The sequence below is a fragment of the Polyangium fumosum genome (assembly GCF_005144585.1).
Classification (GTDB): Bacteria; Myxococcota_A; Polyangia; order Polyangiales; family Polyangiaceae; genus Polyangium; species Polyangium fumosum.
Genome location: NZ_SSMQ01000081.1, coordinates 32492 through 56997, shown reverse-complemented (window position 1 = coordinate 56997; position 24506 = coordinate 32492). Strand labels below are relative to the sequence as shown.

The 24506-nt window shown below is 68.0% G+C and carries 21 protein-coding genes and 1 pseudogene; 11 read left to right on the top strand and 11 right to left on the bottom strand.

The features are described 5' to 3' along the window. Positions 1-176 precede the first annotated feature (176 nt). The 6 genes from E8A74_RS44280 to E8A74_RS44255 form a co-directional block, all read right to left on the bottom strand. Entirely contained in the window at positions 177-1181 is a 1005-nt protein-coding gene (locus E8A74_RS44280; RefSeq protein WP_136935202.1) for an AraC family transcriptional regulator, read from the bottom strand. 51 nt (positions 1182-1232) lie between these two features. After that, positions 1233-1991 carry a 2OG-Fe dioxygenase family protein gene (locus E8A74_RS44275; protein WP_136935201.1) on the bottom strand — a complete coding sequence of 253 codons (759 nt, stop codon included), beginning with the start codon at positions 1989-1991 and terminating at the stop codon, positions 1233-1235. 13 nt (positions 1992-2004) lie between these two features. Further along, a complete protein-coding gene (locus tag E8A74_RS44270) occupies positions 2005-3429 on the bottom strand; it encodes an amidase (RefSeq protein ID WP_232380017.1) in 1425 nt (474 codons plus the stop codon). Further along, a complete protein-coding gene (locus tag E8A74_RS44265) occupies positions 3426-4046 on the bottom strand; it encodes a TetR/AcrR family transcriptional regulator (protein ID WP_136935199.1) in 621 nt (206 codons plus the stop codon). Before E8A74_RS44265 ends, E8A74_RS44270 begins: the two co-directional genes overlap by 4 nt. 107 nt (positions 4047-4153) lie before the next feature. Next, positions 4154-5638, bottom strand: a complete 1485-nt coding sequence (locus E8A74_RS44260; RefSeq protein ID WP_136935198.1) for a C1 family peptidase — start codon at positions 5636-5638, stop codon at positions 4154-4156. A gap of 108 nt (positions 5639-5746) precedes the next feature. Then, complete coding sequence (locus E8A74_RS44255) at positions 5747-6886, bottom strand: hypothetical protein (RefSeq protein WP_170229849.1); 1140 nt, start codon at positions 6884-6886, stop codon at positions 5747-5749. A 331-nt stretch (positions 6887-7217) separates the two neighbouring features. Between E8A74_RS44255 and E8A74_RS44250 the strand changes: the two genes are divergently transcribed. The 4 genes from E8A74_RS44250 to E8A74_RS44235 all read left to right on the top strand — a co-directional run bounded on the left by E8A74_RS44250 (position 7218) and on the right by E8A74_RS44235 (position 11332). After that, positions 7218-8999 carry an ABC transporter ATP-binding protein gene (locus tag E8A74_RS44250; protein WP_170229848.1) on the top strand — a complete coding sequence of 594 codons (1782 nt, stop codon included), beginning with the start codon at positions 7218-7220 and terminating at the stop codon, positions 8997-8999. Positions 9000-9091: 92 nt separating this feature from the next. Further along, positions 9092-9301, top strand: a complete 210-nt coding sequence (locus E8A74_RS44245) for a microviridin/marinostatin family tricyclic proteinase inhibitor (protein ID WP_136935195.1) — start codon at positions 9092-9094, stop codon at positions 9299-9301. An 82-nt stretch (positions 9302-9383) separates the two neighbouring features. Continuing rightward, positions 9384-10337, top strand: a complete 954-nt coding sequence (locus E8A74_RS44240) for an MvdC/MvdD family ATP grasp protein (RefSeq protein WP_136935194.1) — start codon at positions 9384-9386, stop codon at positions 10335-10337. Next, a complete protein-coding gene (locus tag E8A74_RS44235; RefSeq protein ID WP_136935193.1) occupies positions 10334-11332 on the top strand; it encodes an MvdC/MvdD family ATP grasp protein in 999 nt (332 codons plus the stop codon). The genes E8A74_RS44240 and E8A74_RS44235 overlap by 4 nt, the downstream gene beginning before the upstream one ends. On the opposite strand, the gene E8A74_RS44230 is transcribed toward E8A74_RS44235, so the two are convergent. Both E8A74_RS44230 and E8A74_RS44225 read right to left on the bottom strand, forming a co-directional pair. Then, a complete protein-coding gene (locus E8A74_RS44230) occupies positions 11320-12138 on the bottom strand; it encodes a class I SAM-dependent methyltransferase (protein ID WP_136935192.1) in 819 nt (272 codons plus the stop codon). The genes E8A74_RS44235 and E8A74_RS44230 overlap by 13 nt on opposite strands. 37 nt (positions 12139-12175) lie before the next feature. Then, positions 12176-12571, bottom strand: a complete 396-nt coding sequence (locus E8A74_RS44225) for a winged helix-turn-helix transcriptional regulator (protein ID WP_136935191.1) — start codon at positions 12569-12571, stop codon at positions 12176-12178. Between the two features lie 83 nt (positions 12572-12654). On the opposite strand from E8A74_RS44225, the gene E8A74_RS44220 reads away from it, so the two are divergent. The 3 genes and pseudogenes from E8A74_RS44220 (at position 12655) to E8A74_RS44210 (ending at position 16049) form a co-directional block, all read left to right on the top strand. Then, positions 12655-13416, top strand: a complete 762-nt coding sequence (locus E8A74_RS44220; RefSeq protein ID WP_136935190.1) for an SDR family oxidoreductase — start codon at positions 12655-12657, stop codon at positions 13414-13416. A 42-nt stretch (positions 13417-13458) separates the two neighbouring features. After that, positions 13459-13875, top strand: a complete 417-nt coding sequence (locus E8A74_RS44215) for a hypothetical protein (RefSeq protein WP_136935189.1) — start codon at positions 13459-13461, stop codon at positions 13873-13875. Positions 13876-13956: 81 nt separating this feature from the next. Continuing rightward, positions 13957-16049: pseudogene (locus tag E8A74_RS44210) on the top strand (amylo-alpha-1,6-glucosidase). Positions 16050-16081: 32 nt separating this feature from the next. Here E8A74_RS44210 and E8A74_RS44205 read toward each other — a convergent pair. The 3 genes from E8A74_RS44205 to E8A74_RS44195 form a co-directional block, all read right to left on the bottom strand. Further along, complete coding sequence (locus E8A74_RS44205; RefSeq protein WP_136935188.1) at positions 16082-16576, bottom strand: DUF1269 domain-containing protein; 495 nt, start codon at positions 16574-16576, stop codon at positions 16082-16084. A gap of 53 nt (positions 16577-16629) precedes the next feature. Continuing rightward, a complete protein-coding gene (locus E8A74_RS44200) occupies positions 16630-18318 on the bottom strand; it encodes an MFS transporter (protein WP_136935187.1) in 1689 nt (562 codons plus the stop codon). A 658-nt stretch (positions 18319-18976) separates the two neighbouring features. Then, positions 18977-19498 (bottom strand): DinB family protein, encoded by a 522-nt coding sequence (locus E8A74_RS44195; RefSeq protein ID WP_136935186.1) that lies wholly within the window; start codon positions 19496-19498, stop codon positions 18977-18979. 88 nt (positions 19499-19586) lie between these two features. Here E8A74_RS44195 and E8A74_RS44190 point away from each other — a divergent pair, with 88 nt between their 5' ends. From E8A74_RS44190 to E8A74_RS44175, 4 genes are all read left to right on the top strand, one after another. Next, positions 19587-21497: a mucoidy inhibitor MuiA family protein gene (locus E8A74_RS44190; RefSeq protein WP_170229847.1), complete on the top strand. Its 1911-nt coding sequence runs from the start codon at positions 19587-19589 to the stop codon at positions 21495-21497. A gap of 203 nt (positions 21498-21700) precedes the next feature. After that, entirely contained in the window at positions 21701-22267 is a 567-nt protein-coding gene (locus E8A74_RS44185) for a hypothetical protein (protein WP_136935184.1), read from the top strand. Next, a complete protein-coding gene (locus E8A74_RS44180) occupies positions 22264-23994 on the top strand; it encodes an OmpA family protein (protein WP_136935183.1) in 1731 nt (576 codons plus the stop codon). The genes E8A74_RS44185 and E8A74_RS44180 overlap by 4 nt, the downstream gene beginning before the upstream one ends. Beyond that, positions 23991-24494, top strand: coding sequence for a Rab family GTPase (locus E8A74_RS44175; protein ID WP_136935182.1), 504 nt, complete (start codon positions 23991-23993; stop codon positions 24492-24494). Before E8A74_RS44180 ends, E8A74_RS44175 begins: the two co-directional genes overlap by 4 nt. Positions 24495-24506 lie beyond the last annotated feature (12 nt).

Below are 24506 nucleotides of genomic sequence, written 5' to 3'. Positions count from 1 at the left end.
GAAGGAAAGGGCGGCGGAAAGGGCACCACGCTCGCGGCGGAGGCCCTCTCCATCCGTCGCAATCCAGCCAAGATCCGCGGGGTTGGCGACCCCGGGTCAGAAGGACCAGAACTGTTCCCCGAGGCGAGCTCGCTTCGCGATCTCGCAGAGCGCCGAACCGTTCGGCGCTCTAAAGGTCAGGGTTTGCGGAGCATGCCGGGGGTTCGGCCCGTCCAGCGCCGGAAGGCGCGCGCGAAGTTCGCCGCGTCGGAGTAGCCGAGCCGCTCGGCGATTTGCTCGCGCGAGAGGCTCTCGTCCCGGAGGAGGAGCATGGCGCGCTCCTGCCGCAGCTCGTCGAGGATGTCGGAATAGGAAGTGGCCGCGTCCGCGAGGCGCCGTTTCAACGTGCGCGGCGAGACGCCGAGGTGCTGCGCGATCTCTTCGAGCGAGCGATACCCTTCCGAAAGCGGCAAGAGCTCGCGGACCTTGGCCGCCGTCCGATCGTCCTGGCCGAGGGCCTGCATTTCCCGCTCGCATTGCTCGCGCGCGAGCTGCATCGCCACGGGATCGGCCATGTCGAGGGGCAAGTCGAGCACCGAGGAGGCGAAAATGATGCGGTTCGAGGGCTGCCCAAAACGAACCTTGCCCGGCGCGAGGTGCGCGAACCGCTCGAAATGGGGAGGCGCCTCGAACGCGAGGTCCGCGTCCCCCACGAGCTCCTTTTTCGTGATGTCCCGGCCAATCCGGGCAATGCCCATCATGAGCGCGCCGAGGATGAACTCCCGCGCCTCGCCGAGGGGCGCGCGCTCCTCGAAGACGAGGGACGCCGTCTCCCCCTCGACGTGCAGGTGAAACGCGAGCGCCGTCGTTCGTGTCGGCACGAAACGAATGGCAAGCTCGATCGCCTGGCGGATCGTCCCGGCCGTCATGGCCGCGAAGCCGAGATACCCGTGCGACGAGAGGCGCATCTGGAGGCCCATGAAAAACGCGAGCCCCGGCTCCCCGGTGAGCTTCATCGCGCGCTTGACGAGCGTGCCCGTGGTCTCCAGAGAAATCCGGGCCGCCGGGTTCGTCAAGGATTCACGCGTGAGCCCGAGCCCGGAGAGCAGCTCGTCGGGCGCGACGCCCCACCGCGCCGCGAGATCGACCAGGTGCAGCGCATAAGCCGCCGGTAGATCTCCCGTTGCGTGACCCGCGCCCATGAACCCAAGAGAATCGAATATGGCCGCCCCTGTCAAGAGGCGCGCGCAGGTTCACCGGTCCTGAAACCCATTCCTGCGGTACGTGAGGACCAGCGTATCGCGATGTCCGTACGGCAGCGCCCCCGATTCTCCGCCGAGGAGCGGCTGGATCGGCGTGGACTCGTGGATCACGCGTTCGTCGTCGAGCAAGAGGAACGACCAGGGCTCGGTGAGCGTGAAGCGGATCCCCTGCGGGCCCCGCGCGTCGAAGACGCGGGTCTCGCCGCCGCGAATCCCCTGGCGCTCGATGAGGAACAACGCGACGAAGTCGACGCCGTCGCGATGCGCCCCCTCCGGCGTGGGCCGCCCGATTCCCTCGCTCGTGTCAATGCGAAACTGGTGTGCCTCGACGTACCAGGGCGCCGGGCGCGTGATGTCGGAGCAGAGCCGCCCGAGGCCCGTGAGCAAGGTCGACCAGAACGGCTGCCCGATCAGGGTTTGCCGCATCGGCTCGAACCAGCGCTCCATGCCGCCGTGGAGCGCATTGTATTGCAGGGGCTGAAAGTGCGCGCGGTGCGGGACGAGCTGGCAGGAAGCTTCGTCGACGAGAAACGATGCATGCCGGCGCCGCCGGTAACGCCCGCCGTCCTTGAGGTACGGGTCGAGCGGCATGTCGTCCCATTCCGCGGCGAGCGCGGAGAAGTCCACGCGCGGCGCGCCGGTGAGGCCATGAAGGAAGGACGAGCTCGCGACGGCAAACCCCTGCCGCCGCACCACTTCCACGATGTCGGAAGGCGCGGTGATCGGCGGTTCGAACTCGGCAGGCGGCATGATGGGCGCTACCCTAGCACGGTCGCGAGGATACGCTTCCCTCCCGCGCGGCGCGCGTCACCGCGGGCCAGCGGTGCCGCCACGGAGCGGCCTCTTCGAGCTGATAGGCGAGGCCGAGCAGGGTCGCCTCCTGTCCGAGCTTCGCTGCAAAATGGCTGCCGACCGGCAAACCCGATTCCGAGGAGCCGAGCGGCACGGACATGGCCGGCACACCCGCGATGCTGTAGATGGGCGTGTACCCCGCGAGCACCTCCGTGCGGCGAACGAGCAGCTCGCGATCGAGCCCCGGCGCGAGCGTGCCGAGGTCGTACGGCGCCACGGGGAGGGTCGGGCACAGGAGAACGTCGTAGCTCGCCATGTAGGAGAGCATTTGCGCGGACGCGTGGGCAAACGCGGCCTCCGCGCGCGCGCGGGCGCCCTCGGGCAAGCTGCGAACATGGTGGATCAGCGCGAGGGTGAAGGGCTCGAGGTCGTCCTCGCCGACGGGTCGACCGAGCATGCTCTCCATGGTGCGGGCGAGGTCGTGCATTCCGCTGCCGGGCAGCGTGAAAAACGCGTCGGAGAGCGACGCGCCGTCGACGGGCGGCGGCGGCGCTTCCACCACCTCGTGCCCGAGGTCGGCGCAGAGCCGCATCGCCTGCGCGAGCGAATGCATCACGTCGGGATCGGGCGCCCGGCCGCGGAGCGTCGTCGTGTACACGCCGATACGCAAGGTTCGATCGAGGGGGCGATCCACGTATCCGACCGCGGGTTTGGCGCCCGGGTCCTCCGTCAATGACAACAAGAGCGCGCTGTCGCGCACGCTCCGGCTCACGCAATGCTCGATGAGGAGCTCGAAGGCGTCGGCGTACCCCGTGGACACGCACCGCCTGCGCCCCGGCTTGAAGCCAAAGAGGCCACACGCGGACGCGGGGATGCGAATCGATCCTCCGCCGTCGCTCGCATGCGCCATCGGCACCATGCCGCACGCGACCGCGGCCGCGGCGCCGCCGGACGAGCCCGTCGCCGATTTCGCGAGGTTCCACGGATTGCGGGTGATCCCGGCGAGGAGCGTCTCCGTGCTGCCGAGGAGGCCAAACTCGCTCGTCGTGGTTTTTCCGAGCGTGACGAGCCCCGCGGCGTCGAACCGCTCGGTATAAGGCGACCCGGCCGGCGCGACGTGATCGCGGAAGAGCCGCGAGCCCATCGTGAGCTTGTGCCCGGGATACGCGAGCAGGTCCTTGAGGAGGAACGGCACGCCGCCGAGGGGGCCGGTCGGCCGCGATCGGGCTTTCGCCCGGGCCGCGTCGAAGTCCACGCTCGCAATCGCATGGACCACGGGTTCGAGTGTCTCGATACGCGCGATGGCCGCGTCCACGAGGTCGAGCGCGCTCACCTCGCCGGATTGCACGAGGGCTGCCTGCCCGACCGCGTCGAGCTCCCAGAGATCTTGGCTCATGACTGCACCCATTTGGCGAAGCCGGACAAACCGGCGAGCTGATAACTCCAGAACCCTTGAAAGGCCTTGCGGATCTGCGCCTCGTCCTCGTGGGATTCGAGGATCGACACGATCGTACGGACCGTGTTGCGGAAGATCGTTTGGAGGACGAAACGCGCGACGGGGCTCACGCGCCTTTGCGGCGCGTCTTTGCGGAGCCTGGCGAGCGAGGGGCGCATGAGCTCCCGCACGAACGCCTCGGCGAACCCCTCGTGCCGGGATCCCTGGGCCCGATCGAGGAGCGTGATGATCTTCCATCGATGCTCGATCCAGAAACGGAGCAGCTCCTCGCCGCGCTCCTCCGCGCCCGCGTCGAGCTCCGTGGGCGCGGGCGCGCGCACGAGCGCTTGCACGCGTCTGCGCGTGAGCCGGAGGAACCGCGCCGCGAATTCATCCGGGAGCACCGCGTAGAACAGCGCGTCCTTGTGCTCGAAATACCGATAGATGTTGCCCGTCGAGACCCCGGCGCGCGTGGCGATGGCCGCCATCGTCGCGCCCTGGTACCCGGCCTGGGCAAACACCTCCTCGGCCGCGCGAAAGACCCGCTCGCGCACCTGTTCGTTGAGATGTCTTGCCACGTCGTCTCTCTAAAGTGAACCGTACGTTCACTTTAGAGAGACGTCAAGGATGGGCAGGCGAAAAGTGAACGAGGCGTTCACTTTTCTGGAGGGGGCTTCAGAGGTGGCTACTCGTCTTCCTCTTCTTCGTCCTCGTCGCCCTCGTCCTCTTCTTCTTCGTCCTCGTCGCCCTCGTCCTCTTCTTCTTCTTCGTCCTCGTCGCCCTCGTCCTCTTCTTCTTCTTCGTCCTCGCCTTCCTCGTCGTCTTCCTCTTCTTCTTCGTCCTCGCCTTCCTCGTCCTCGTCGTCTTCCTCTTCTTCTTCGTCCTCGTCGCCCTCGTCCCCCGCGGGCTCGATCTGCCAGTGCTCGACGACGGAATCGACGAAGGCCTGCTCCTCCTCGGAGACGTCGTCGTCCGAGCCGACGATCTCCTGGAGCTCGGACGCAATCGAGGCGAGGACTTCCTGCGAGAACACCTCGCCGAGGATCTCGACGGTCTCCTCGACGAGCCGCTCGTCGTCGAGGCGGCGCAGCGCATTGCGGAGCACCTTCTCCGCGCTTTGCCGCGAGCCGAGCTGCTCCAGCACGGGCAGGATGTGCTCGGCCGTGGCCTGAATCTCGCTATCCGCGAGGTCCCCGTCCGCGCCCGCCGCGCGCAAGAACAGGAGCGAGAGCCGCACGTCGAGCGGGACATCGCCCATTCGATCGAGCAGCCCCGTGTATTCCTCCTCGTCGAGCTGGGCAAGGACGCCGGCGACGTCTTCCAGCACGGACTCGTCATCCTCGGACCACGTCTCCTCATCGGGCGGGAGCACGTCGATGCGCTTGATGATCCACGAATCGCCGAAGTTGTAGTCCTCGTTCATGAGGTACCGATAAGGGATGTAGCAATATCCCTTGTCGCCCCACTCCGGCCCCCAGGAGTTGCGGACGATGAAGACCTGGTCCGGATCCGAGTAGCCGACGCAGAGCATCGCGTGGCCGCCGTGGCTCTCGCGCCCCGTCTCGCGCGGGGTCGGGACCGGCACGAGGCCCGCCTTCTTGTGCTTGTCGAACGAGGAGAAGAGCTTGACCCCGAAGATGATCGGGTGGCCCTCCGCGATCGCCGTCTTCCAGGCCTCCAGGTCCGTCGGGACGAGCTCGGTGTCCTCGATGAGGAACTGCTTGGCCTCCTCATAGGCTTCCTCCGAGGGCTCTTCGTTGACGGCCTCCGGGTCGAAGGTCCAGGTCTCTTCCGAACACGCGCCGTACTCCTTGAGGCCCGCGATGACGGATTGCAGGTAGCTGCCCTCGTCCTCGATGTTCTCGGGCTCGTCGACGTAGCGGCCGTTGTAATAGATGAAGAGGCGGCTGACGTCGTAGGCGTCTTCGCCGAGGTGGCGCTTGACGAGGTACTCGTAGGCGCCCGCCGTCGCGTTGGCGGCGCAGCTATTCGTGTCGCTCTGGTCCTCGATCGGCGACATGAAAGGCCGCAGGTCGACCTTGGGGGGGAGCCGCGAGACATTGCCACGACCGGCGACGTAACGCTTCGCGGCGGCCTTGGGCGGCGCATACCGATATCCAACGACGGCCCGTGACGAGCCGTCGGCTTGCGTGAAATTGAACGAATTCATGGCGGCTGTCCCTCGACGGCGCGGCAGGGAGCACCGCGCCCATTGGGACTCATACAACGACCGCCGAGGAGGGGGATACGAAAAAAATCGCGGGGACCGGGAGCAAGCTCAGAGGTCGACCCCACAATCGAACCGCTGGAGGTGGATGCGCGAGGTCTGATCCACCTCCGAGACGACCGAATACGCGACGAGCACGGCGTCCGCCGTGGGGGAGCCGAGGACGGCGATCGGCTGGGACACGCTCTGCGTTTCTTCGATCGTCGCCTCGGGGTTGCCCGTGCTCCACGTGGAGAGGCGCCGCACCTCGATCCGCGTGGAGGTCTCTGCGCCGGTGGACCACGCGACGACGAGATCGTCGTTCAGGCGGCCGACGCCAAGCGTCGCCGGATTGAGATCACTCGACCCCGCCAAGAAAAACGGCTCTCCCACGAAGGCCCCTGCCGCGTCGAGCCGCTGCGCCTGGATCGTGGCCGTCGCTTCGATCCATCCCGCGCGCCCAAAGGCCACCCACGCGCCGTCGCTGCGGCCTGCCATGCCGAGCCCCTGGATCTCCGACGGACCGTCGGGGGTCGACGCGGCGAGCTCGGCGACGACCGCGCTGCCATCGATGACGCGGGCGATGACGACTTGTTTTGCGTTCGAGAGCGAGCCCGTGCAGCCGGAAGCGCTCGCCGGATCGTCATTGCTCGCGAAGGCGACGAGCGTGCCTTTCTCCGTGGGGACGGCGTCCATCAGCACTTCGTCTTTCGTGCAACCGACGGGCGTGAATCCCTCCACGCTCGGCAGCTTTCCACTGTAGCGACCGAATCCGACGAGGAGCTCGATCGTGTTCCCGGCGTGGGGGCGCCCGTATCCGAGGACGTGCCCCCCGGGGTGCATTCGCAGGAGCGCCGCGTGGGTCGCGTCCGGCGGGAGGTTTGCGGATTTGGGAATCATGAGCTGGGCGGGCACGACCGTATACGGCATCGGACCTGTGCCCGTGTCGCGGAGCAACGCAACCTCCATGGCCGCGCCTTCCGATACCACGAAGGGCCCTTGCGCGTCGGCCAGCACGTGATTCGACCCCTCGACCGGCGGCCACGTGCTCCACGGGTCCAGAAGAAAGCGGAGGTGAATGTCATTCAAAGCGCCCGCAGGCCCGTTCACCGGCACGCCCATGAAGGCGAGCACCGCGGTCTTCGGGTCGAGGCCTGATCGCACGAGCTTCGGCGAAAGCGCGGACTGGTCCAGCGGAGGATCGAGGACCACCGGCGCTCCCACGGGGAGGAAGAAATCACATACCGGTCCGTCCCCTCCCCCGCTCCCCCCTGCCCCGGCCCCGCCACTCCCGCCTCCGCCAGCCCCGCCAGCCCCGCCAGGGCCCGCCGATGTGGCATCCACGTCCTTGACTGTCCCGCCGCAGCCCATCGCAGCCGCGAGCGCGACGACCCCCATCCACGAAACAACACAAGTTCGCCTACGCATGTCGCCGACGTTACCACGAACCGCTCCGGGCATCGTGGCTGTCGAGGTCCTGTGTCCAATCCTCGCGGCTCGCGGCGTAAGGCCTCGTGTTCTCGATTTCGAGGTCCTCGCCCCCGTGCCCGAGCCCCCCACTTCCTCCCTTCGATCCCGGCTTTCACGCACGATCGCGCTCGCGTGGCGCGCGAGCCCCTTCGCCCTCGCGTCCATGGTCCTCGCCGCCCTCCTCGCCGGCGCCGCGCCGACCGGCATGGCCTGGTACGCCCGGCGTGTCCTCGACGGCGTCGCCCGCGGCGAAAGGCAGGTCGTGCTCGTCGGTATCGTCGCGGAGGCGGTGCTCCTCTTCCTCACGTACGTCGCCGGAGGCCTGAACCAGTTCGCGACCGCGCGCCTGCGCCTCACGCTCGGCTTTCTCCTTCAGCGGGCGATCCTCGAAAAGGCGATCGCCGTTCCTTATGCCTGCTTCGAGGACGCAGGCTTTTACGACGCGCTCACGCGGGCGCGGCGCGAGGCCGTCGGTCGTCCGGTCGCGCTGCTCGCCGGCTTTTTCGCGATGGTCCAAGCCTTCGCGGTCCTCGCGGGCTCCGCGGCGCTCCTCTTTCGATTCTCGCCGCTCTGCGCGCTCGCGATCCTCCTCGCCGCGTTGCCGAGCTTTTTCACGGAGACCCGCTTCGCGACCGCGATCTTCCGCCTCCAGAATCGACGGGCCACCGAGGCGCGGGAGCAAGCCTATCTGGAGCAGGTGCTCACCCGCGACGACCATGCCAAGGAGGTGCGCCTCTTCGGCACGGGACCGACGTTCCTCGAACGCGCGCGGCGGGTCTTTTCGCTCGTGTTCGAGGAGGATCAGGCGCTCGCGCGAAGGCGGCTCCTCGTGGGCCTCGGCGCGGACCTCGTCGCGCTTGCTCTCTTTTATGCGGTCTACGTCTCCGTGGCGGTTCGAGCCCTCGCAGGAGCGCTCACCGTCGGGGATCTCGGCCTCGCGCTCGTCACGTTCAAGCAGGGGGACGGCGCGCTGAAGCAGGCGCTCGGGGGCTTGCGAGGGCTCTACATGGACCAGCAGTACCTCGGGAACCTTTATGGGTTTCTCGATCTGCCGGTCCCTCCGAAAAGACCGCTCCTCCCCGCAGCCCGCGCGCGGGACGAACGAGGCCTGCGCTTCGAGAACGTCGGCTTCACGTACCCGGGCGCGAAGCGCCCTGCGCTCCTGGGCGTCGACCTTTTCCTCGCCCCGGGGAAAAAGCTCGCGCTCGTCGGCGAGAATGGCTCCGGGAAATCGACGATCCTGAAGCTCGTCGCCGGCCTTTACGAGCCCACCGAGGGGCGCATTTTCCTCGACGGGCGGGATCTCGCCGCCTGGGATCCCGAGGCCCTCCGCGCGCGGCTCGCCGTGGTGTTCCAGGACTTCGTCCGGTACCAGCTCCCGGTCCGCGACAATGTGGCCCCGCGCGCCGCCGAGGATGCCGTGCCGGACGAGGGGATCAGGCGCGCGCTCGCGCGCAGCGAGGCCGGCCCGATCGTCAAAAAGCTCGCGCAGGGACTCGATCAGCGGCTCGGCAAATGGTTCCCCGGCGGCGTCGAGCTCTCCGGCGGCGAATGGCAAAAGCTCGCCCTCGCGCGGGCCTTCCTCCGCGAACAAGCGGACCTGCTCCTCTTCGACGAGCCGACCGCCGCCATCGATCCCGCCGCGGAGGCCGCGCTCTTCGCGCGGGTCCGCTCCGAGACGGAGGGGCGCATGGCGATCCTCGTGTCCCATCGATTCTCCACGGTCCGCCTCGCCGACGAGATCCTCGTGATGGACGGCGGGCGCGTCGCCGAGCGTGGCGACCACGACGCGCTCCTCGGCGCGGAGGGACGTTATGCGGCTCTCTTCCGTCTCCAGGCGGCTGGCTATCGTTGAAAAAAATCGAGGACCTGTCCAACCCGAGCAGGCAGGCGCGTAAGGCTGGATGTCGAGAGATTCGACGCTCACCGAATCCAAGGAGAACCCCCATGTCCCTGCCGAACGACGAAGAAAACATGACCCCGCTCTTCGCGCACCTGCTGGTCGACGACGAGCAGACGCAGTCGACCGAGATGAACACGAGCGGCGGCACCAATCCTGCCCCGACGTACCATTGCCTCGACAGCGAGTGCACCAAGAAGTACCCGTCCGACGCGGACGATTGTTACACGTACAAGCCTTCCTGCGATTACTTCTGACAGGCGAACGATCCCGAGGAGCCATGGACCCGCGTGAACATCGCAACGCGACGACCTCGTTTGCTTTGATCGGGTGACGCCCATGGCTTCACGGGTCGTTCTTTTGCTCTCCCACGCGAGAGAGCCCTTCGTCACCGAGCGTGTCGCGGAGGAGCTCCGCCTCCGCGGCGCGCGCCCCTATCGCCTCGATACCGATCGCCTCTTCGAGGAGGGGACGTTCGGCGCCTCGCTCGCCGCCGAAGACCCCGGTACGGTCTGGGTCCGCGGCGAGCGTGTGCGGCCGGATGCCATCTGGCTCTGGCGCGCATGGCCGCGCATCGAGGCGAAAGGAATGGCGGCGGCGGAGAAGGAGACCGTCAACCGGGAGGCGCACGCCCTCTTTTTCGGGGCGCTCGCCCTCCTCGAAGGCCTTTGGGTCGACGCGCCCGAGCGCGTGCACGCCGCGGAGAACAAGCTGCTCCAGCTCCGGCTCGCGCGGGAATGCGGGCTCCGCATCCCCGACACGCGGTTCACCTCGGATCCGGATGCGGTGCGCGCGCTCTTCGAGGCGCACGCGGGGCGTGTCGTGTGCAAATTGCACGCGCCGCTCGACTACGGAATGCGAGGGGGGCGCGCGTTCCCGACACGTCGTTTGCGTCCCAAGGACCTCACGCAGCTCGACGCATTGCGACGGGGGCCGATGATCTTCCAGGAGGAGATCCCGAAGGCCCTGGAGCTGCGCGTCGCCTGGGCGGGCGGGGCGGCCTGGACCGGCGCCCTCGACGGGAAAGCGTGTGGCGCCGATTGGCGCTTCTCCCAGGCAGGTTCCTGGAAGCCGCACGTCCTCGATAGGGCGACGAAAGCGAACCTAAACAACCTCATGAGGCGCCTCGGGCTCCGGCAGGGCTGCCTCGATTTGATCGTCACGCCGGACGGCGAGACGGTCTTCCTCGAAGTGAACCCCACCGGCGAGTGGGGGATGCTCGAAGCCGAGCTTGGGCTCCCGATCGCCGCATCGATCGCAGAAACCCTCCTCCGGGAAGGCGACGAACCATGAACGTCCTCATTCTCACGCACCAGAACGACGCCCCTCCTTTCATCGAGCGCGTGGCCGAAGAAATTCGCGGCCGCGGCGCCGAGCCCGTCGTCTTCCACCTGAACGATTTCCCGGTGAAGGCGACGATCTCGTTCCACCAGGAGCCGGAGGGCGAGTCGTTCCTGTGGAATGGTCACGCGATCGGCAAAGACGACGCGATCTGGGGGCGCCGTTATCACAAGCCCGTCGGTTTTCCGGAGAAGATGCACCCGGGCCACCAGCGGATGGCCCTCGCGGAGTCGGAGCGGTTCCTCCAGGGCGTGCTCGCCGCCTGCCCCGCATTCAAGGTGGACGCCTTCGCGCGGGTCCGGGCGAGCGACCACAAGCCGCTGCACCAGCGCATCTTTCGGGAGGCGGGCATTCGAACGCCCCGCACGCTCGGCACGAACGATCCGGCCAAGGCGCGCGCCTTCCTGTCGAGCTGCCCCAAGGGCGCCATCGTGAAATTGCTGAGCGCGGAGCCGTTCGTGAAGGACGACGGCAAGCTCCAGGTGATGATGACGACCGAGGTGCGCCCCGAGACGATGGACCGACTCGAACAACTCCGCCTTTGCCCGATGTACTTCCAGGAGCGCGTCGAAAAAGCGTACGAGGTGCGCGCGACCGTGTTCGGCACGAAGGTCTTCGCCGCGCGCATCGACTCGCAGCGATTCGAGGGGGCCGACGTGGACTGGCGCAACAAGGGCCTCGCGATGATCGATGCGTGGCGCCACCACGACCTGCCGAAGCACGTCGAGGACGCGCTCGGCCGGTACCAGGAGGCCGTGGGGATGCAATACGGCGCGGCCGATTTCATCGTGACGCCGGAGGGCGAATACGTGCTGCTCGAAGTGAACCCCGCCGGCGAGTTCTTCTGGCTCGAAGCAAACCCGCCACATCACCCGATGGTCGCGGCCCTCGTCGACGTGCTCGTCGGCGTCCCGGGGGCGCGCCGCGAGGTCCCTCAAAACCGGTAACGCACGATCCGCCCGGCCTTCTTGAGCGCCGGAATCGCCATGAAGACGCGGTAGCTCAGGCGCGCCACCCTCGACATCCTGGCGAGCTGCGCCGGATCGTGGCTCGAGACCTCCGTCAGGAACACGAGCTTCGGGACCTGAACTTCGAGCTCGTGGGGAGCGTCGAGGCCCCAGTGCACGGACGCGCCGGTCGCCTTGATCGAATGGTGGCGACGGAGGAGCCGCACGCCGAAGCGGCTGTAACAGTCGAACGCACATTCGCCCGCCGGGAAATGCGCCGTGAGACGACCAAAGAGGCGGGGCACCTCGTCCTCGCGGAGATACGGGAGGACCCCCTCGGCGACGATCATCACCGGGCGATCCGCCGGCACCTCGTCGAGCCATTGCGGGGCCGTGAGCGACGAGCCGAGGAGGGTATACCCGGCGCGCTCCGGATAGAGGCGACGGCGCAGCGCGATGACCTCCGGATAGTCGACGTCGAACCAGCGGACGGTCGCGGGCGGATCGACCCGGAACACGCGGCTGTCGAGCCCGCAGCCGAGATGCAGCACGGTGGCGTCGGGGTGGCGGGTGATGAATTCGCGCGTCCAGCCATCCAGGAGGTGCGCGCGTATCGCCAGGGAGATCATGTCGTCCCGGCGGACCTTCAGCTTCGAGAAATCGTAGTTGATCCGCCGGATCGCGTCCGCGGCGAAGCGATCCCGCAGAAGGGAATCGGGCAGGCGGCTCTCCTCCGCCTTGCCGTACACCGTGATGAGGAGGGTCTCTTTCTCCTCGCTCAAGGTCACCTTTTCGTCGGTCGTCATGATGTCCCCTATCACGGCGGGTCCGGTGTTTGGAAGATCATGGGCTCGGGAGCACGGGACCGTCGTTCCGCTTGGGCGCATCGGGCGACGAGGCCCACTTCAGCGATGCATCCAGCGCAGGGCATAACGCCTTGCCCCGGACGGTGAGGCTGTATTCGACCTTGGGCGGCACTTCGGGGTACACGGTGCGCGCGACGACGCCGTCCGCCTCGAGGTCGCGGAGCTGCTGGATGAGCATCTTCTGCGAGACCTCCGGAATCGCGCGCTCGAGCTCGGAGAAGCGCATCACGGGCTGCACGAAGAGATGGAAGATGATGACCATTTTCCAGCGGCCTTCGAGGATCTGGAGCGCCTCGGTCGTGTCGTGCGCGGCCTGATGTGCCGGGGACTTACTTTCGGGTGAGTACCTTACTTTTTTGTCCGTTCTTGTCACGCGGAGAGCTTAGCCCAATCTTGCGCCCATCGCGACGCGGTCGGGACGTCCGTCGTTCCCACGCTCGCCAGAAGGGAAGCCCCATGCCTGCAGGAATCGCTGATCTTTCGGAAAAACGCGCCCTCGTGACCGGTGGAACGAAGGGAATCGGCCGCGCGACGGTCTTACGCCTCGTGCGCGGCGGCGCGAGGGTCGTCACGACGGCGCGGTCGGACGCCGACGAGCTGCCCGACGGCGTGACGTTCGTCAAGGCCGATGTCGGCACGGCCCGAGGCGCCGCCGCCGTGGCCGCGGCGACCCTCGAACAGCTCGGCGGCATCGATATCGTGGTGCACAACGTCGGCGGATCGACGTCCCGGGGCGGAGGCGTGCTCGCGCTCGACGACGACGAATGGCAACACACGCTCGACGTGGACTTGCTCTCGGCCGTTCGCCTCGACCGCGCCTTGCTCCCCGCCATGCTCGCGCAAGGCTCGGGCGCGATCGTGCACGTCACGTCCATCCAGCGGCGCATGCCGCTGCACGACGCGACGCTCGCGTATGCCGCCGCCAAGGCCGCGCTCGCGACGTACAGCAAAGGCGTTTCGAACGAGGTCGGGCCACGCGGGATCCGCGTGAACACGGTCGCGCCGGGGTTCACCGAGACCACGGCAGCCACCGCGCTGATCGCACGCTTGGCCGAGCACACCGGCATCGGGATGGATGCCGCACGGCAAAAGCTGATGGATTCGCTCGGCGGTATCCCCCTCGGTCGGCCCGCGCGGCCCGAGGAGGTCGCCGAACTCATCGCGTTCCGGACCGACCGTACGATCGACGGAACCATTGACGCGACGGCCGGCCCGTGAGACCAGAGGGGCGCCGACGCTCGGCGGCGGCGGAGGTCCGGGGTGAGACAGCCGGTGTACCCCGCGCCCGGCGTCGAGGCGCTCCTCATCACCCTGCATCACCCTGCCGCCTCCGCAGGCGCCCACGGCACGGGGTACGCGTTCAACAACATCTGGCTCGTAGTCGACGAGGGGACCACGAGCGGCGCGAGCTTCAAGGTCAAAGGCAGCGTCTCCTGCTCCCGCGGGAGCCGAGCGCAGTCGGTCGACGTCAGCCTCACGGGCTACGGGGCGCACAACGTCGAGAGGAAGGGCGGCAGCGGGTTCTCCGGTTGGTTCTACCTCATGGACGAATACGAGCGTTCGTCGGGCCGGCCCATCGAATGCTCGGGCGTGATCGCGCCCTCCACGGGCGCGTGGACGAAGGCGCGCGTCGTCGTCACCCAGCGGCAGCGGCCCAGCGATTGGTTTGCCCAGTAGGCTGCTGCCCAGCACCTTGCGCCCCTCCCCGGTTCGCCGCAGGTACATCGGCGAAAAACCGGAACGTGAAGGGAGGGCGTCATGGCCGAAGGTTTCATCAGCATCCTCGATGGGTCGACGTTCGTCACGTCCCATCGAACGGGGGACATCGACGCTGGGCCGGATCAGCCGCACGGGCTCTTCTACAAGGACACGCGTCACCTCTCGCGCTGGACCCTCCGCGTCAATGGCGAGTGCCCCGGCTTGCTCACGGCAGACAACGTGGAGTACCACTTCGCTCAGTTTTTCTTGTTCCCCCGCACCGGCAGCATCTATGAGAATCCCTATCTCTCGATCCTCCGGCGACGGTATGCCGGGGAAGGCTTCCGCGAGGAGATCGAGGTCATCAACCATTCCCTGAAGCCGATCACGATCGAGCTTCGTATCGAGGCCGCGGCCGATTTCGCCGACCTGTTCGAGGTCAAGGACGCGCTCGCCAAGAAGGGGGAGGTCTCCCGTGAGGTCCGGGGCCACGAGCTCCTGCTCGGGTACCGGCGGGAGAGCTTCGTGCGGCGCACCCTCATCGCGTCCAGCCAACCCGGTGACGTGAGCGAGGAGGGCTTCGTGTTCAAGCTCGAATTGCAGCCCAAATCCACGTGGACGACCACGTTCTCCGTGCGCCCGCTCGTCGGCGACGTCACGGCGGTCGAAGCGACGAAGGCGTTGCCCCTGCTCAAGCAGGACCTGCGCGAAGACTTCACGCGATGGATCGAAAACGCGCCGCTCGTGACCAGCGATCCCCCGATCATCCAGCAAGTCTACCTGAGGAGCCTCGTCGACCTCGCCGCGCTTCGCTTCTACCCCTACCCCGACATCTTCCCGCAATTCGCGCTCCCGGCCGCGGGGCTGCCCTGGTTCATGGCGCTCTTCGGCCGCGACAGCTTGATCACCAGTTATCAAGCGCTGCCCTTCCGCCCCGAGCTCGCCGCGACCTCGCTCGTCGTGCTCGGCGGGCGGCAGGGCCGGGCATGTGATGATTTCCGCGACGAGGAGCCGGGGAAAATCCTGCACGAGCTGCGCTTCGGCGAGCTGACCGCCTTCGGCGAGCGGCCGCAGTCGCCCTATTATGGCACCGCCGACGCGACCCCGCTGTTTTTGATCCTGCTCGACGAATACGAGCGATGGACCGGCGACGCGGCGCTCGTGCGCCGGCTGGAGAGGCCCGCGCGCGCCGCGCTCCAGTGGATCGACCAGTACGGCGACCGCGACGGCGACGGGTACATCGAATACGAACGAAGGGCCGAGACGGGCCTCGAAAACCAATGCTGGAAGGATTCCTGGAACTCGATCCTGTTCGCGGACGGGACGCTCGCGCCCACGCCGCGCGCGACCTGTGAGCTCCAGGGGTATGCGTACGATGCGAAGGTCCGGTGTGCGAGGCTCGCACGGTCGATCTTCCGCGATGCGGCCTTCGCCGAGCGATTGGAGCGCGAGGCCGCCGACCTCAAGGCGCGGTTCAATCGAGATTTCTGGATTCCGGAGCGAGGCTTCTTCGCCCTCGCGCTCGATGGTCGGAAGCGCAAGGTCGACAGCCTCACCTCGAACATCGGGCATCTCCTGTGGAGCGGGATCGTCGAGGACGACAAGGTCGAGCCGATCGTCCGCCACCTCATGGGCCCGGCGCTCTTCTCTGGCTGGGGCATCCGGACGATGGCCGACGGTGAAGCGGGGTTCAATCCGATCGAGTACCACACGGTACGGTCTGGCCCCACGACAACGCCCTCATTGCCGCGGGCCTGGCACGGTATGGATATCGCGAGGAAGCGAGCCGCATCTGCGCGGCTCTCTTCGACGCCGCGAGGTTCTTCCGTTTTCGCCTGCCCGAGGTCTTCGCCGGGTACGAGCGCAAGGCGACCGGCTTCCCCGTCGAATACCCCACGGCATCGAGCCCGCAGGCCTGGGCGTCCGGAGCGCCCTTGCTCGCCATCCGTATCCTCATGGGTCTCGAGCCGAAGGGCGAAGAGCTGACCTCGGCGCCCGTGCTCCCGGACAGCATTGCGTCGCTCTCGCTTCGCCGTGTGCCAGGGCGATGGGAGCCTGCCGATGTGAGCGCGGAGCGCCCGGACGCTCGGTCGCGGATCGACGTGATCCGGGATTGGCTTGCCGAGAGGGAGGGGTTCCGGAAGGCTGCGTGAGCCGGTCTCCTACGCGCCGGGGCGGCGCACGTTCACGCGGCCTTTTGGCCCTGGAGCGCCGCCTCGAGCTTCTGCTCCGCGTCCTTGGCCAGCGAGGTCCGCAGCACGGTCCCGCCGTACTTGGCGAGCTCCGGGACGACCTTGTCGGCCGTGACCTTGCGTGTGAGCGTGAAGATCGCCGAGCTCCCTGGTTTCATCTGCTCCGCGAGCCGCTTGATGAACGCATCGTCGATCCCATAGTCCGCCGCCTTGCCCGTGATCGCGCCGCTCAAGGCGCCGATCGCCGCGCCAAACACGGGGGCGAGGAAGATGAGGCCGATCAACATGCCCCACAATCCGCCCGACAGCGCGCCGGCGGCCGTGAGGTCCCTGCTCTGGTGGAGCCGGATCTTGCCATCCGGGCGCTTGGTCACATAACAGGCGTCCTCGAGATCAACGAGGTTCTCGCTGCTCAGCCGTTGGAGGGTCGACATGACCTCCGCCGCTCGGTTCTCCTCGGGATAGGCAATGACGACGAGATCGCTCATGGATGTGCTCCTTTTGGTCCCTGGGAAAGGCAACGGCCATGCCGAAGCGAGCTTCACGTCGAGGTTTGCTCGGGCCGAGGACGCCCGGTGTTTTTCGGGAGGAACATCGCCGCGGCGAGGCCGATCAGCCCGAACAGAAAGACCGATCCCAGGGCCAGGCCGATCGCTCGGTCCCGCGCCTCGGCATTGATCCTCGTCACCTCGTCCACGACGGACGGGGGTTTGCCCTGCAAGACCTCGCGGACCTCCGCGTCGCTCACGGTGCTGACGCTGCGTTCGAGCGCTGCCGTGAGCTCTTGTTTCTCGTCCGCCGACAGCACCACGCTCTCCGCCGCGCGGGAGCCGATGCCTGCATGGAGGGCCGAGATCAGCACAGCGCCCGCGATCGCCGTGCCGAGCGACGATCCCAGGTTCGACACGCTGCGCGATACGCCGGAGATCTCGCCCTGCTCCTCGTCCGGCACGCTCGACTGCACGGTATTCACGGAGGCCGTGAGCATGATGCCCGCGCCGAAGCCCAGCAAAAAAAGCCCGGGCGCGAAGAGGGCGACGCTGGCCGTCGCGCGCACGAGCAAGATCAGGAGGGCGATGCCCGAAAGGGCCGTCGCGAATCCAGCGCGGATGATCGCGCGCTGGGAGTACCTCCGTGTCATCCGGTCCGTTCGCCCCGAAGCGAGCAGGATCCCGAGCGTCGCGGGCGTCACGATGATGCCGGTTCGAATGGCGTCGTACCCCCGGCTGACCTGCAAGAAGACAGCGATGACGAAGGACGTCCCGAGCAACAGGAACCACTGTGCGTTTTGGGTCACGAGCCCGAGGTTCACCGTCCGGCTGGCGAACAGCCGGGTCGACAAGAGCGGCGTTTTTCCCGACCGTTCCCGGCGTCGTACGTGGACGAAGAAGAGAGCGAGCAGGAAGGCGCCGATAGCCGTGAAGACGATGACCGGCGAGACGTCCCCTCGCGCGAGGATCACGGAATCACCGAGCGCGAAATCCTTGCGAGCGCGCAGCCAACCGTACGTCCCGGCCTGGAGGATGCCGATGACGATGGAGGCGAGGCCGGCCGCGGACAACGCCGCGCCCACGAGATCGAATGCGGGCCTCGGACCGGTGGGGCCTTTGTCGAGGATCCGACGGCTCGAATAGAGAATCCCGAGGGTGATGAGGGCCTCGGTGAAAAACGAGGCGCGCCACGAAATCGTCGACGTGATGAGCCCGCCGATGAGCGGGCCGCTGGCCGAGCCGAGGCCTGCCGCGGCGCTGACCAGCGCGAACGCCTTCGCGCGCGAGACCGGATCGGCGAACGAGACCGTCGTCAAGATATAGATCGGAGGGATCATCAGCGCCGAGCCGATGCCTTCGAGCAGCGACCACCCGATCACCATGACCGAAAGGGCGGGCGCGATGGCCGTGACGAAGGCCCCGAGCCCGTAAATGGCGATTCCGAGCACGAAGCAGCGCTTGCGTCCCCAGATGTCGCTGAGCTTGCTGCCCGGGATCATCAGCGCCGCCATGGTCAACGTGAACACGGTGATGGCCGTCTGCACGCCGGTGACCGTCGTCCCGAGGTCCGCCGTGATCCGGCTGATGGCGACGTTCATGCTCGAGGAGTCGTAACTCGCGAGGAACTGCGCCAGCACGAGCGGCACGAGCATCGACCGCGAGGAGCGGGCCTCGAGCTTGCTCCCCCCCTTCGCTTCGCCCCCTCGCCGGTGGCCGAGCGCCCTCGCCACGCGCGCCATGCCTGTTCCCTCCCCCGACGTGCGGAGCCAGAGCGCCGCACGCGGCTCGTAACGCCGGCCGGTGGCCGTCGCAAGACGGGGTTTTTCCGAGCCCGCGCAGGACGGGCTCGCACGCACGCGGGATTCGAGCCCGCCGCGCCTTCCTTCGCGCTCGTGTCTCCAAGGCACGACCTCGTGTCTCCGGAGGCTCGGCCGCGCTCTCCCGAGACGCGTCGTCGTCCCTCCAAGGCGCGACCTCGTGTCTCCAAGGCTCGACCTCGTGTCTCCGGAGGCTCGGCCGCGCTCTCCCGAGACGCGTCGTCGTCCCTCCAAGGCTCGACCTCGTGTCTCCGGAGGCTCGGCCGCGCTCTCCCGAGACGCGTCGTCGTCCCTCCAAGGCTCGACCTCGTGTCTCCAAGGCACGACCTCGTGTCTCCGGAGGCTCGACCTCGTGTCTCCGGAGGCTCGGCCGCGCTCTCCCGAGACGCGTCGTCGTCCCTCCAAGGCTCGACCTCGTGTCTCCGGAGACTCGGCCTCGCCTCTCCCGACCCTGCCCCCCCTCTCTCGCGCACACGTCCCCGTCGCCTTTGGGCTCGCCCTCGATACCCGGAAGCGACGGCCTCGTCCCACCCGAACGCTGCAACCCTGCGGCGCGAGAGGAGCCCCATGCTCCGGTCGTTCAGCCCTGGCGCGCCCTGTACAGGAGCCTGAGCTGGCCCACCTCGGCGGCATTCTTCATGAGCTCGATGTTGGCCCAGGCAATCACGTGGCCCAGGGGCTTGTCGAACCACGCCACGTGCTGGTCCAGATCGGCCTCCGTGAGACCGTCGAGCGCCTTCGACCATTGATCCCGCAAGCGGGTCAGCCACGCGGCGGCGGCTTCGGCGCTGCCGGGCCAGTCCACGGTCTTCGCGTGCTCGATCATGTCGAGCGGCTCGCCGCGCTTCGCGCCGAAGGTATGGGCATACGCGCCCGTCCACCACCAGCCGATATGCCAGGTCACCCAGCCGATCGTGGTCGTGGGCGGCGGGTCCGGCTCGGGCAGGACGAGATCGGCGACCCAGCGGCCGTTCGCGGGCCGCACCGTCCACGCGCCGGGCGCGGGCTCCCACAGGCACATTTCGTCGCGGAGGCCGTCCAAATGCAGGGAGAGGAGAGCCCAGGAGATGTCGAGCTGGTAACGCAGCGTCGGGAGAAGCATGGCGGCATCGTACCGCACGCGGCTTGCTGGGTCACACCTCGGGAAAAATAGATCTTCGGCGCGTCTCGCTCGTACAGTAGGGCCTTCCATGACGCCGCCCCGCCCTTCGAAGTGGATCGCCCTCGCTCTCCTGGTTTCCGCAGCCCTCGGGTGCACGAGCACGCCCCCGGCCGTGACGCCGCGCGCGGAAAACACGCCGCCGCAAAGCACGCCGCCCGTGTTCGCCCTCGCCGCGAGCGTCGCCGATACGGCCGAGGACCCCGCCGACCGAGGCGTGGCGTCGCGGATCACGAAGGTCACGGTGTACTCCGATCGGGCCCTCGTGAGCCGCGAGGCGGCGGTGGCCCTGACGACCGAGCCCACGGTCTTCCGTTTCAAGAAGCTGCCCGGCTGGGTCGACGAAGGCTCCGTGCGCGCCGCGACGAGCGCCGGAAAGATCGTGGACGTGGTCGTCGAGCGGCGCTTCCTCGCGCGATCCACGGACGAAGGGTTTCGCAAGGTCGAGGAGAAACACAGGGCGCTGCTCCGGAAGCTGCAAGCGCTCGACGACGAGCTCGCGATCCTGAACGCGCAGCAGCAGCACGTCGAATCGATCAAGGTGTTCTCCGTGGAGAAGCTCGAAGGAGACGCCGTCACGAAAGACATCAAGGTCGACACGTACGGCCAGGTGATCGATTTCGTCTCCGGGGCGCTGCGCAAGACGAGCACGTCGCGGCGCGAGGTGCAGGCCGCGCGCGAGCAGCTCGCCCCCGACGTGGAGGCGAGCGCCCGCAATCTGGAGGAGCTGCGCCGCCTGACCAAGCTGGAAGAGACGACGGTGCTCGTGACCGTGCAAGGCACCGCCGCCGCGAATGCGTCGCTGACGCTCACGTATGCCACGCCCGGCGCCACGTGGGAGCCGATGCACGAGGTGCGCGCCAGCGCGGCCGATCCCGACTGGGTGGAGCTCACGTCGTTCGCCGTGGTCACGCAGACGACGGGCGAAGATTGGAGCCACGCGGAGCTCTCGTTCTCGACGCAGTCCTCGTCCGACAGCGAGCGGATCCCGGAGCTCGAAATGCTGGCGCTCGGCAAGACGCAGGAGGTGACGAGGAGCGTGACGCGGCAGGTGACCTCGTTCAGCTCCGCGCAGAAGAAATTCGAGGAGCAAAACCGCCACTGGAACCGGATGAACCAGGCGATCTCGCAGCGTGTCTCGGAGGTGGAGCAGTTCGATCAATCCTATTCGTCGAACCTGGCGCTGCTCGAGCGCGTGCAGAGCAAGACCGTGCAGATCTTCCAGGGCCTGCAGACGCGCGGCACGACGGCGCATTTCGTCGCGAAGGATCCGGCGATCGTGCGCTCGGACGGCCGCTCGATCCGGCTCCGCACCGGGTCGAGCCGCATCAAGGCGCAACGCCGCATCATCGCCGCCCCGGAAGAGTCGCTCAACGCCGCCGTCACCCTGGAGATGGCCAACAAGACGGGCCAGCCGCTCCTGCCCGGCAGCGTCGCCCGATACCAGGACGGCGCGTTCCTCGGGATGACCGATATCGATTTCGTCACCAAGGACGAGGATTTTTCCGTCTTTTTTAGTGTGGCCGACCAGGTCAAGCTGACGCGGGAGCTCGACAAACACCAGAGCTCGCTCCAGCGCAACGCGCGAAACCGCATGCAGCTCTCGTTCGTCAGCAAGGCGAAGAACCTGTCGGATCGCCCCGTCACCGTGGTCCTCGCCGAGCGCATCCCCGTCTCGGAGAACACCGAGATCCGCGTGAGCAACGTCAAGATCACGCCGAACGAAAAACCCGACGCGAAGGGGATCGTTCGTTTCACGATGACGCTCGCGCCGCGCGAGGAGCGCGAGTTCCGCGTGTCGTATCAGGTCGAATACCCGCCCTCGCTCGTGTTCGACGTGCGGCGCAAGCAGATGCAATCGCCGCCCTCGCCGAGCCCGGCCGCCCCGAAGCGGAAGATCGATTTCGAGGAGCGGCTGATCGACATCGAGCAGCAGTTCTGAGCCGCCGGGCGTCGGCCGATCCGATCGGCCGACGCCAGCGGTGGGTGCGGCGCCGCGGGGTGGCGATGAGCGTCCACGGCTTTATGGATCCAGCGCGGCCAAGGGAGTCATTTCCTATGGATTCCAGCGCATCTGGACGACAAGGGGGCCCGGAACGCTCGCGGCCGAGTCCACGCGAGAGGCCGGTCGGGACGAGGGGAGCCATGAACCCGAGTGCACGCGCGGAGCTCGAAAGCAGGGGGACCACGCACGCAGCGCCGCCGCCGGCGAACAACCTCGATCAGGTGCGCGAGATCCTCTTCGGGGCCATCGTTCGCGATTTCGAGCGAAAGCTCGCGCGCATCGAGGGCCTCGTCGCGTCCCAAGGCGAGGAGCTGCGCGCCGATACGAGGCGCATGATCGACGTGCTCGAAGCCCACGTGAAGCGAGAGACGGACGCGCAGGGCACGCAGCGGGAGTCCGACCGCGCGGCGCAGGTGGCCGCGCTGAACAACGTGGCGCGCGAGGCGCGCGACGCCGTCGCCGAGCTCGACCAGCGCATCAAGAAGCTCGAAGACGGGCTCGTCCGGGCGCAACGTGATTTCCGCCAGCAGATCCTCGACGAGGCCAAAGGGTTCGTCGAGCAATCCCGCTCGCTCCGGGACGAGCTCATGTCCACGCTCCAGCGGGAGCTCGCCGTGTACACCGGGGAGCCGTCCGAGGCCGGCGGCCCCGCGAGCGGGGTCGTCGAGGGAGCACGCACGCCGGAGCCTCGCGCCGAGCAGTCATGAGCGCCCGCCTGCGCGCGCGGGCGCGGCGGCGAGACCACGACTACACCCTCGACGACCTCCGCCCGCTGCTCGTACAGCCCGAACAAGAGCGGCTGAAGTCCCTCGAACACAAGCTCGAGACGCCCGAGGCCCTCGCCGAGGCCATCGGCGAGGTGCTGGCCCGCGCGGCCGTCGTGAGCCAGAAGCGCGGCGAGGAGCTCGCGTCCGCGATGCAGCCGCTCCTGCTGGCGAGCATCCACGACGCTGTCCGCAAGAACCCGGAGCTCTTCGCGGAGGCCATCTTCCCCTCGATCGGCCCCGCCGTCCGGAAGGCCGCCCGCGCCGCGCTCGAAGCGCTCGTCCTGCGGATCGACGACATGGTCCAGCGGACGATGACGCTGACGAGCCTGCGCTGGCGCATCGAGGCGGCCCGCACCGGCCTTCCCTTCGTCGAGGTCGTGATGCGCCACAGCCTCGCCTACCGGGTGGAGCACGTGTTCCTGGTGCACCACGAGAGCGGGATCGTGTTGCAGCACGTGGCCGCGGAGGACGTGACGTCGGAGGATCCCGATCAGGTGTCAGCGATGCTCGCGGCCATCGACGATTTCGCCCGCGACGCCTTTCGTGAAAAAACAGAAGCCGGGTTGTCGCGCTTCTGCGTCGGTGAGCTGACCGGCATCGTCGAGCACGGCCCGCGCGCCATGCTGGTCGCCATCGTCCGCGGCGTCGCGTCGAAGGACGTGGAGGTGTCGCTCGCCGGAACGCTGGAGGAGATCCACCGGACCTACGCGGACGCCCTTTCGCACTTCCAAGGCGAGGTGGCCGCGTTCGAGAAGGCCCGCGACGCGCTCGTCGGGTGCATGCGGGAGGAGCGGATCCAGAAGCCGACGAGCCGCCGCCGCGGGGTGCTCGTGCTCGCCGCCATCGCAACGCTCGCCCTCGTCGGCGCCGGGATCGGGTGGAAGACCGTGCACGACCGGAATCGACGCTTCGACGCGTACGTGGATGCGCTCCGCGAAGAGCCTGGCCTTTTGGTGACGAGGACGGGGCGTCAGGAAGGGCGCAGCTTCGTCGAGGGGCTCGGGGATCCCCTCGCGAAGGATCCGGCCGCATTGCTCGCGCGCCATGGGCTCGACGTCTCGGAGGTCGAGCTGCGCTTCAAGCCGATCTACTCGCTGGATCCACCGCTCACGGAGCGACGCGCCTCCCAGGTGCTCCGGCCGCCGGCCGGGGTCTCGCTGGGCCTCGCCGACGGGACGCTTCGGATCACGGGCGTCGCCGAGCGCGCTTGGATCGACCGGGCGCGGCTGCTCGCCACGAGCCTGCCGGGCGTCACGGCGCTCGATGATACGCGCCTCTTCGAGGCCGAGGCCCTCCGTACCGCAAAGGCGGCGGCGGCCACGCTGGAGGGCATCGAGATCGTGTTCCCGCGCGGCTCGGCCCGCCCGTCCCAAGCCGAGCGCGCCCGCCTCGACGCCGCGGCGCGCGCCGTGCAAGGGCTCCTCGACGCCGCTCCACGGGGCGGCCTTTCCGCGCGGATCGAGATCGTGGGGCACGCCGACGCCACGGGCACACCCGAGAGAAACCAGCGCCTCAGCGAGGAGCGCGCGTCGAGCGTGTCGACCGCGCTCGGCGCGCGGGGCGTCCCGACCGAGCCGCTCGCCGCGCGGGGCGTCGGGGACGCGGTTCGGGCCGCGCCCAAGGTCACGTTCGTCGTGCGCCTTTCGCCGGCGCGCGAGGGCTCATGAGCACGCTCGCGAAGCGCAAGGTGTGCCTGCTCGGCGCCACGGGCGTCGGCAAGACGAGCCTCGTCCTGCGCTTCGTCCGCAGCATCTTTTCCGACACGTACCAGACCACGATCGGGACGAGGATCGAGACGAAGCACATCCACTACGACGATCACGAGATCGTCCTGGTCCTCTGGGATCTGAGCGGCGAGGACGAGTTCCAGCGCGTCCGCCTCTCGTACCTGCGCGGCGCCGCGGGGTATCTCCTCGTCGCCGACGGGACCCGCCGCGCGACGGTGGAGACCGCGCTCGCCCTGCACCACACCGCCGCGGCGCTGCTCGGCGACGTCCCGCGTGTCCTCGTGCTGAACAAGGCCGATCTGCGCGCCTTGTGGGAGCTCGACGACGCCTCCGAGCGGGAGCTCGCCGCGCGCTGGCCCGTCTTCGAGACCAGCGCCAAGACCGGCGCGGGCGTCGAAGAGGCCTTCCGCGCGCTCGGCCACGCGCTGCTCCCGCGCTGAAGGGCTCGCTCG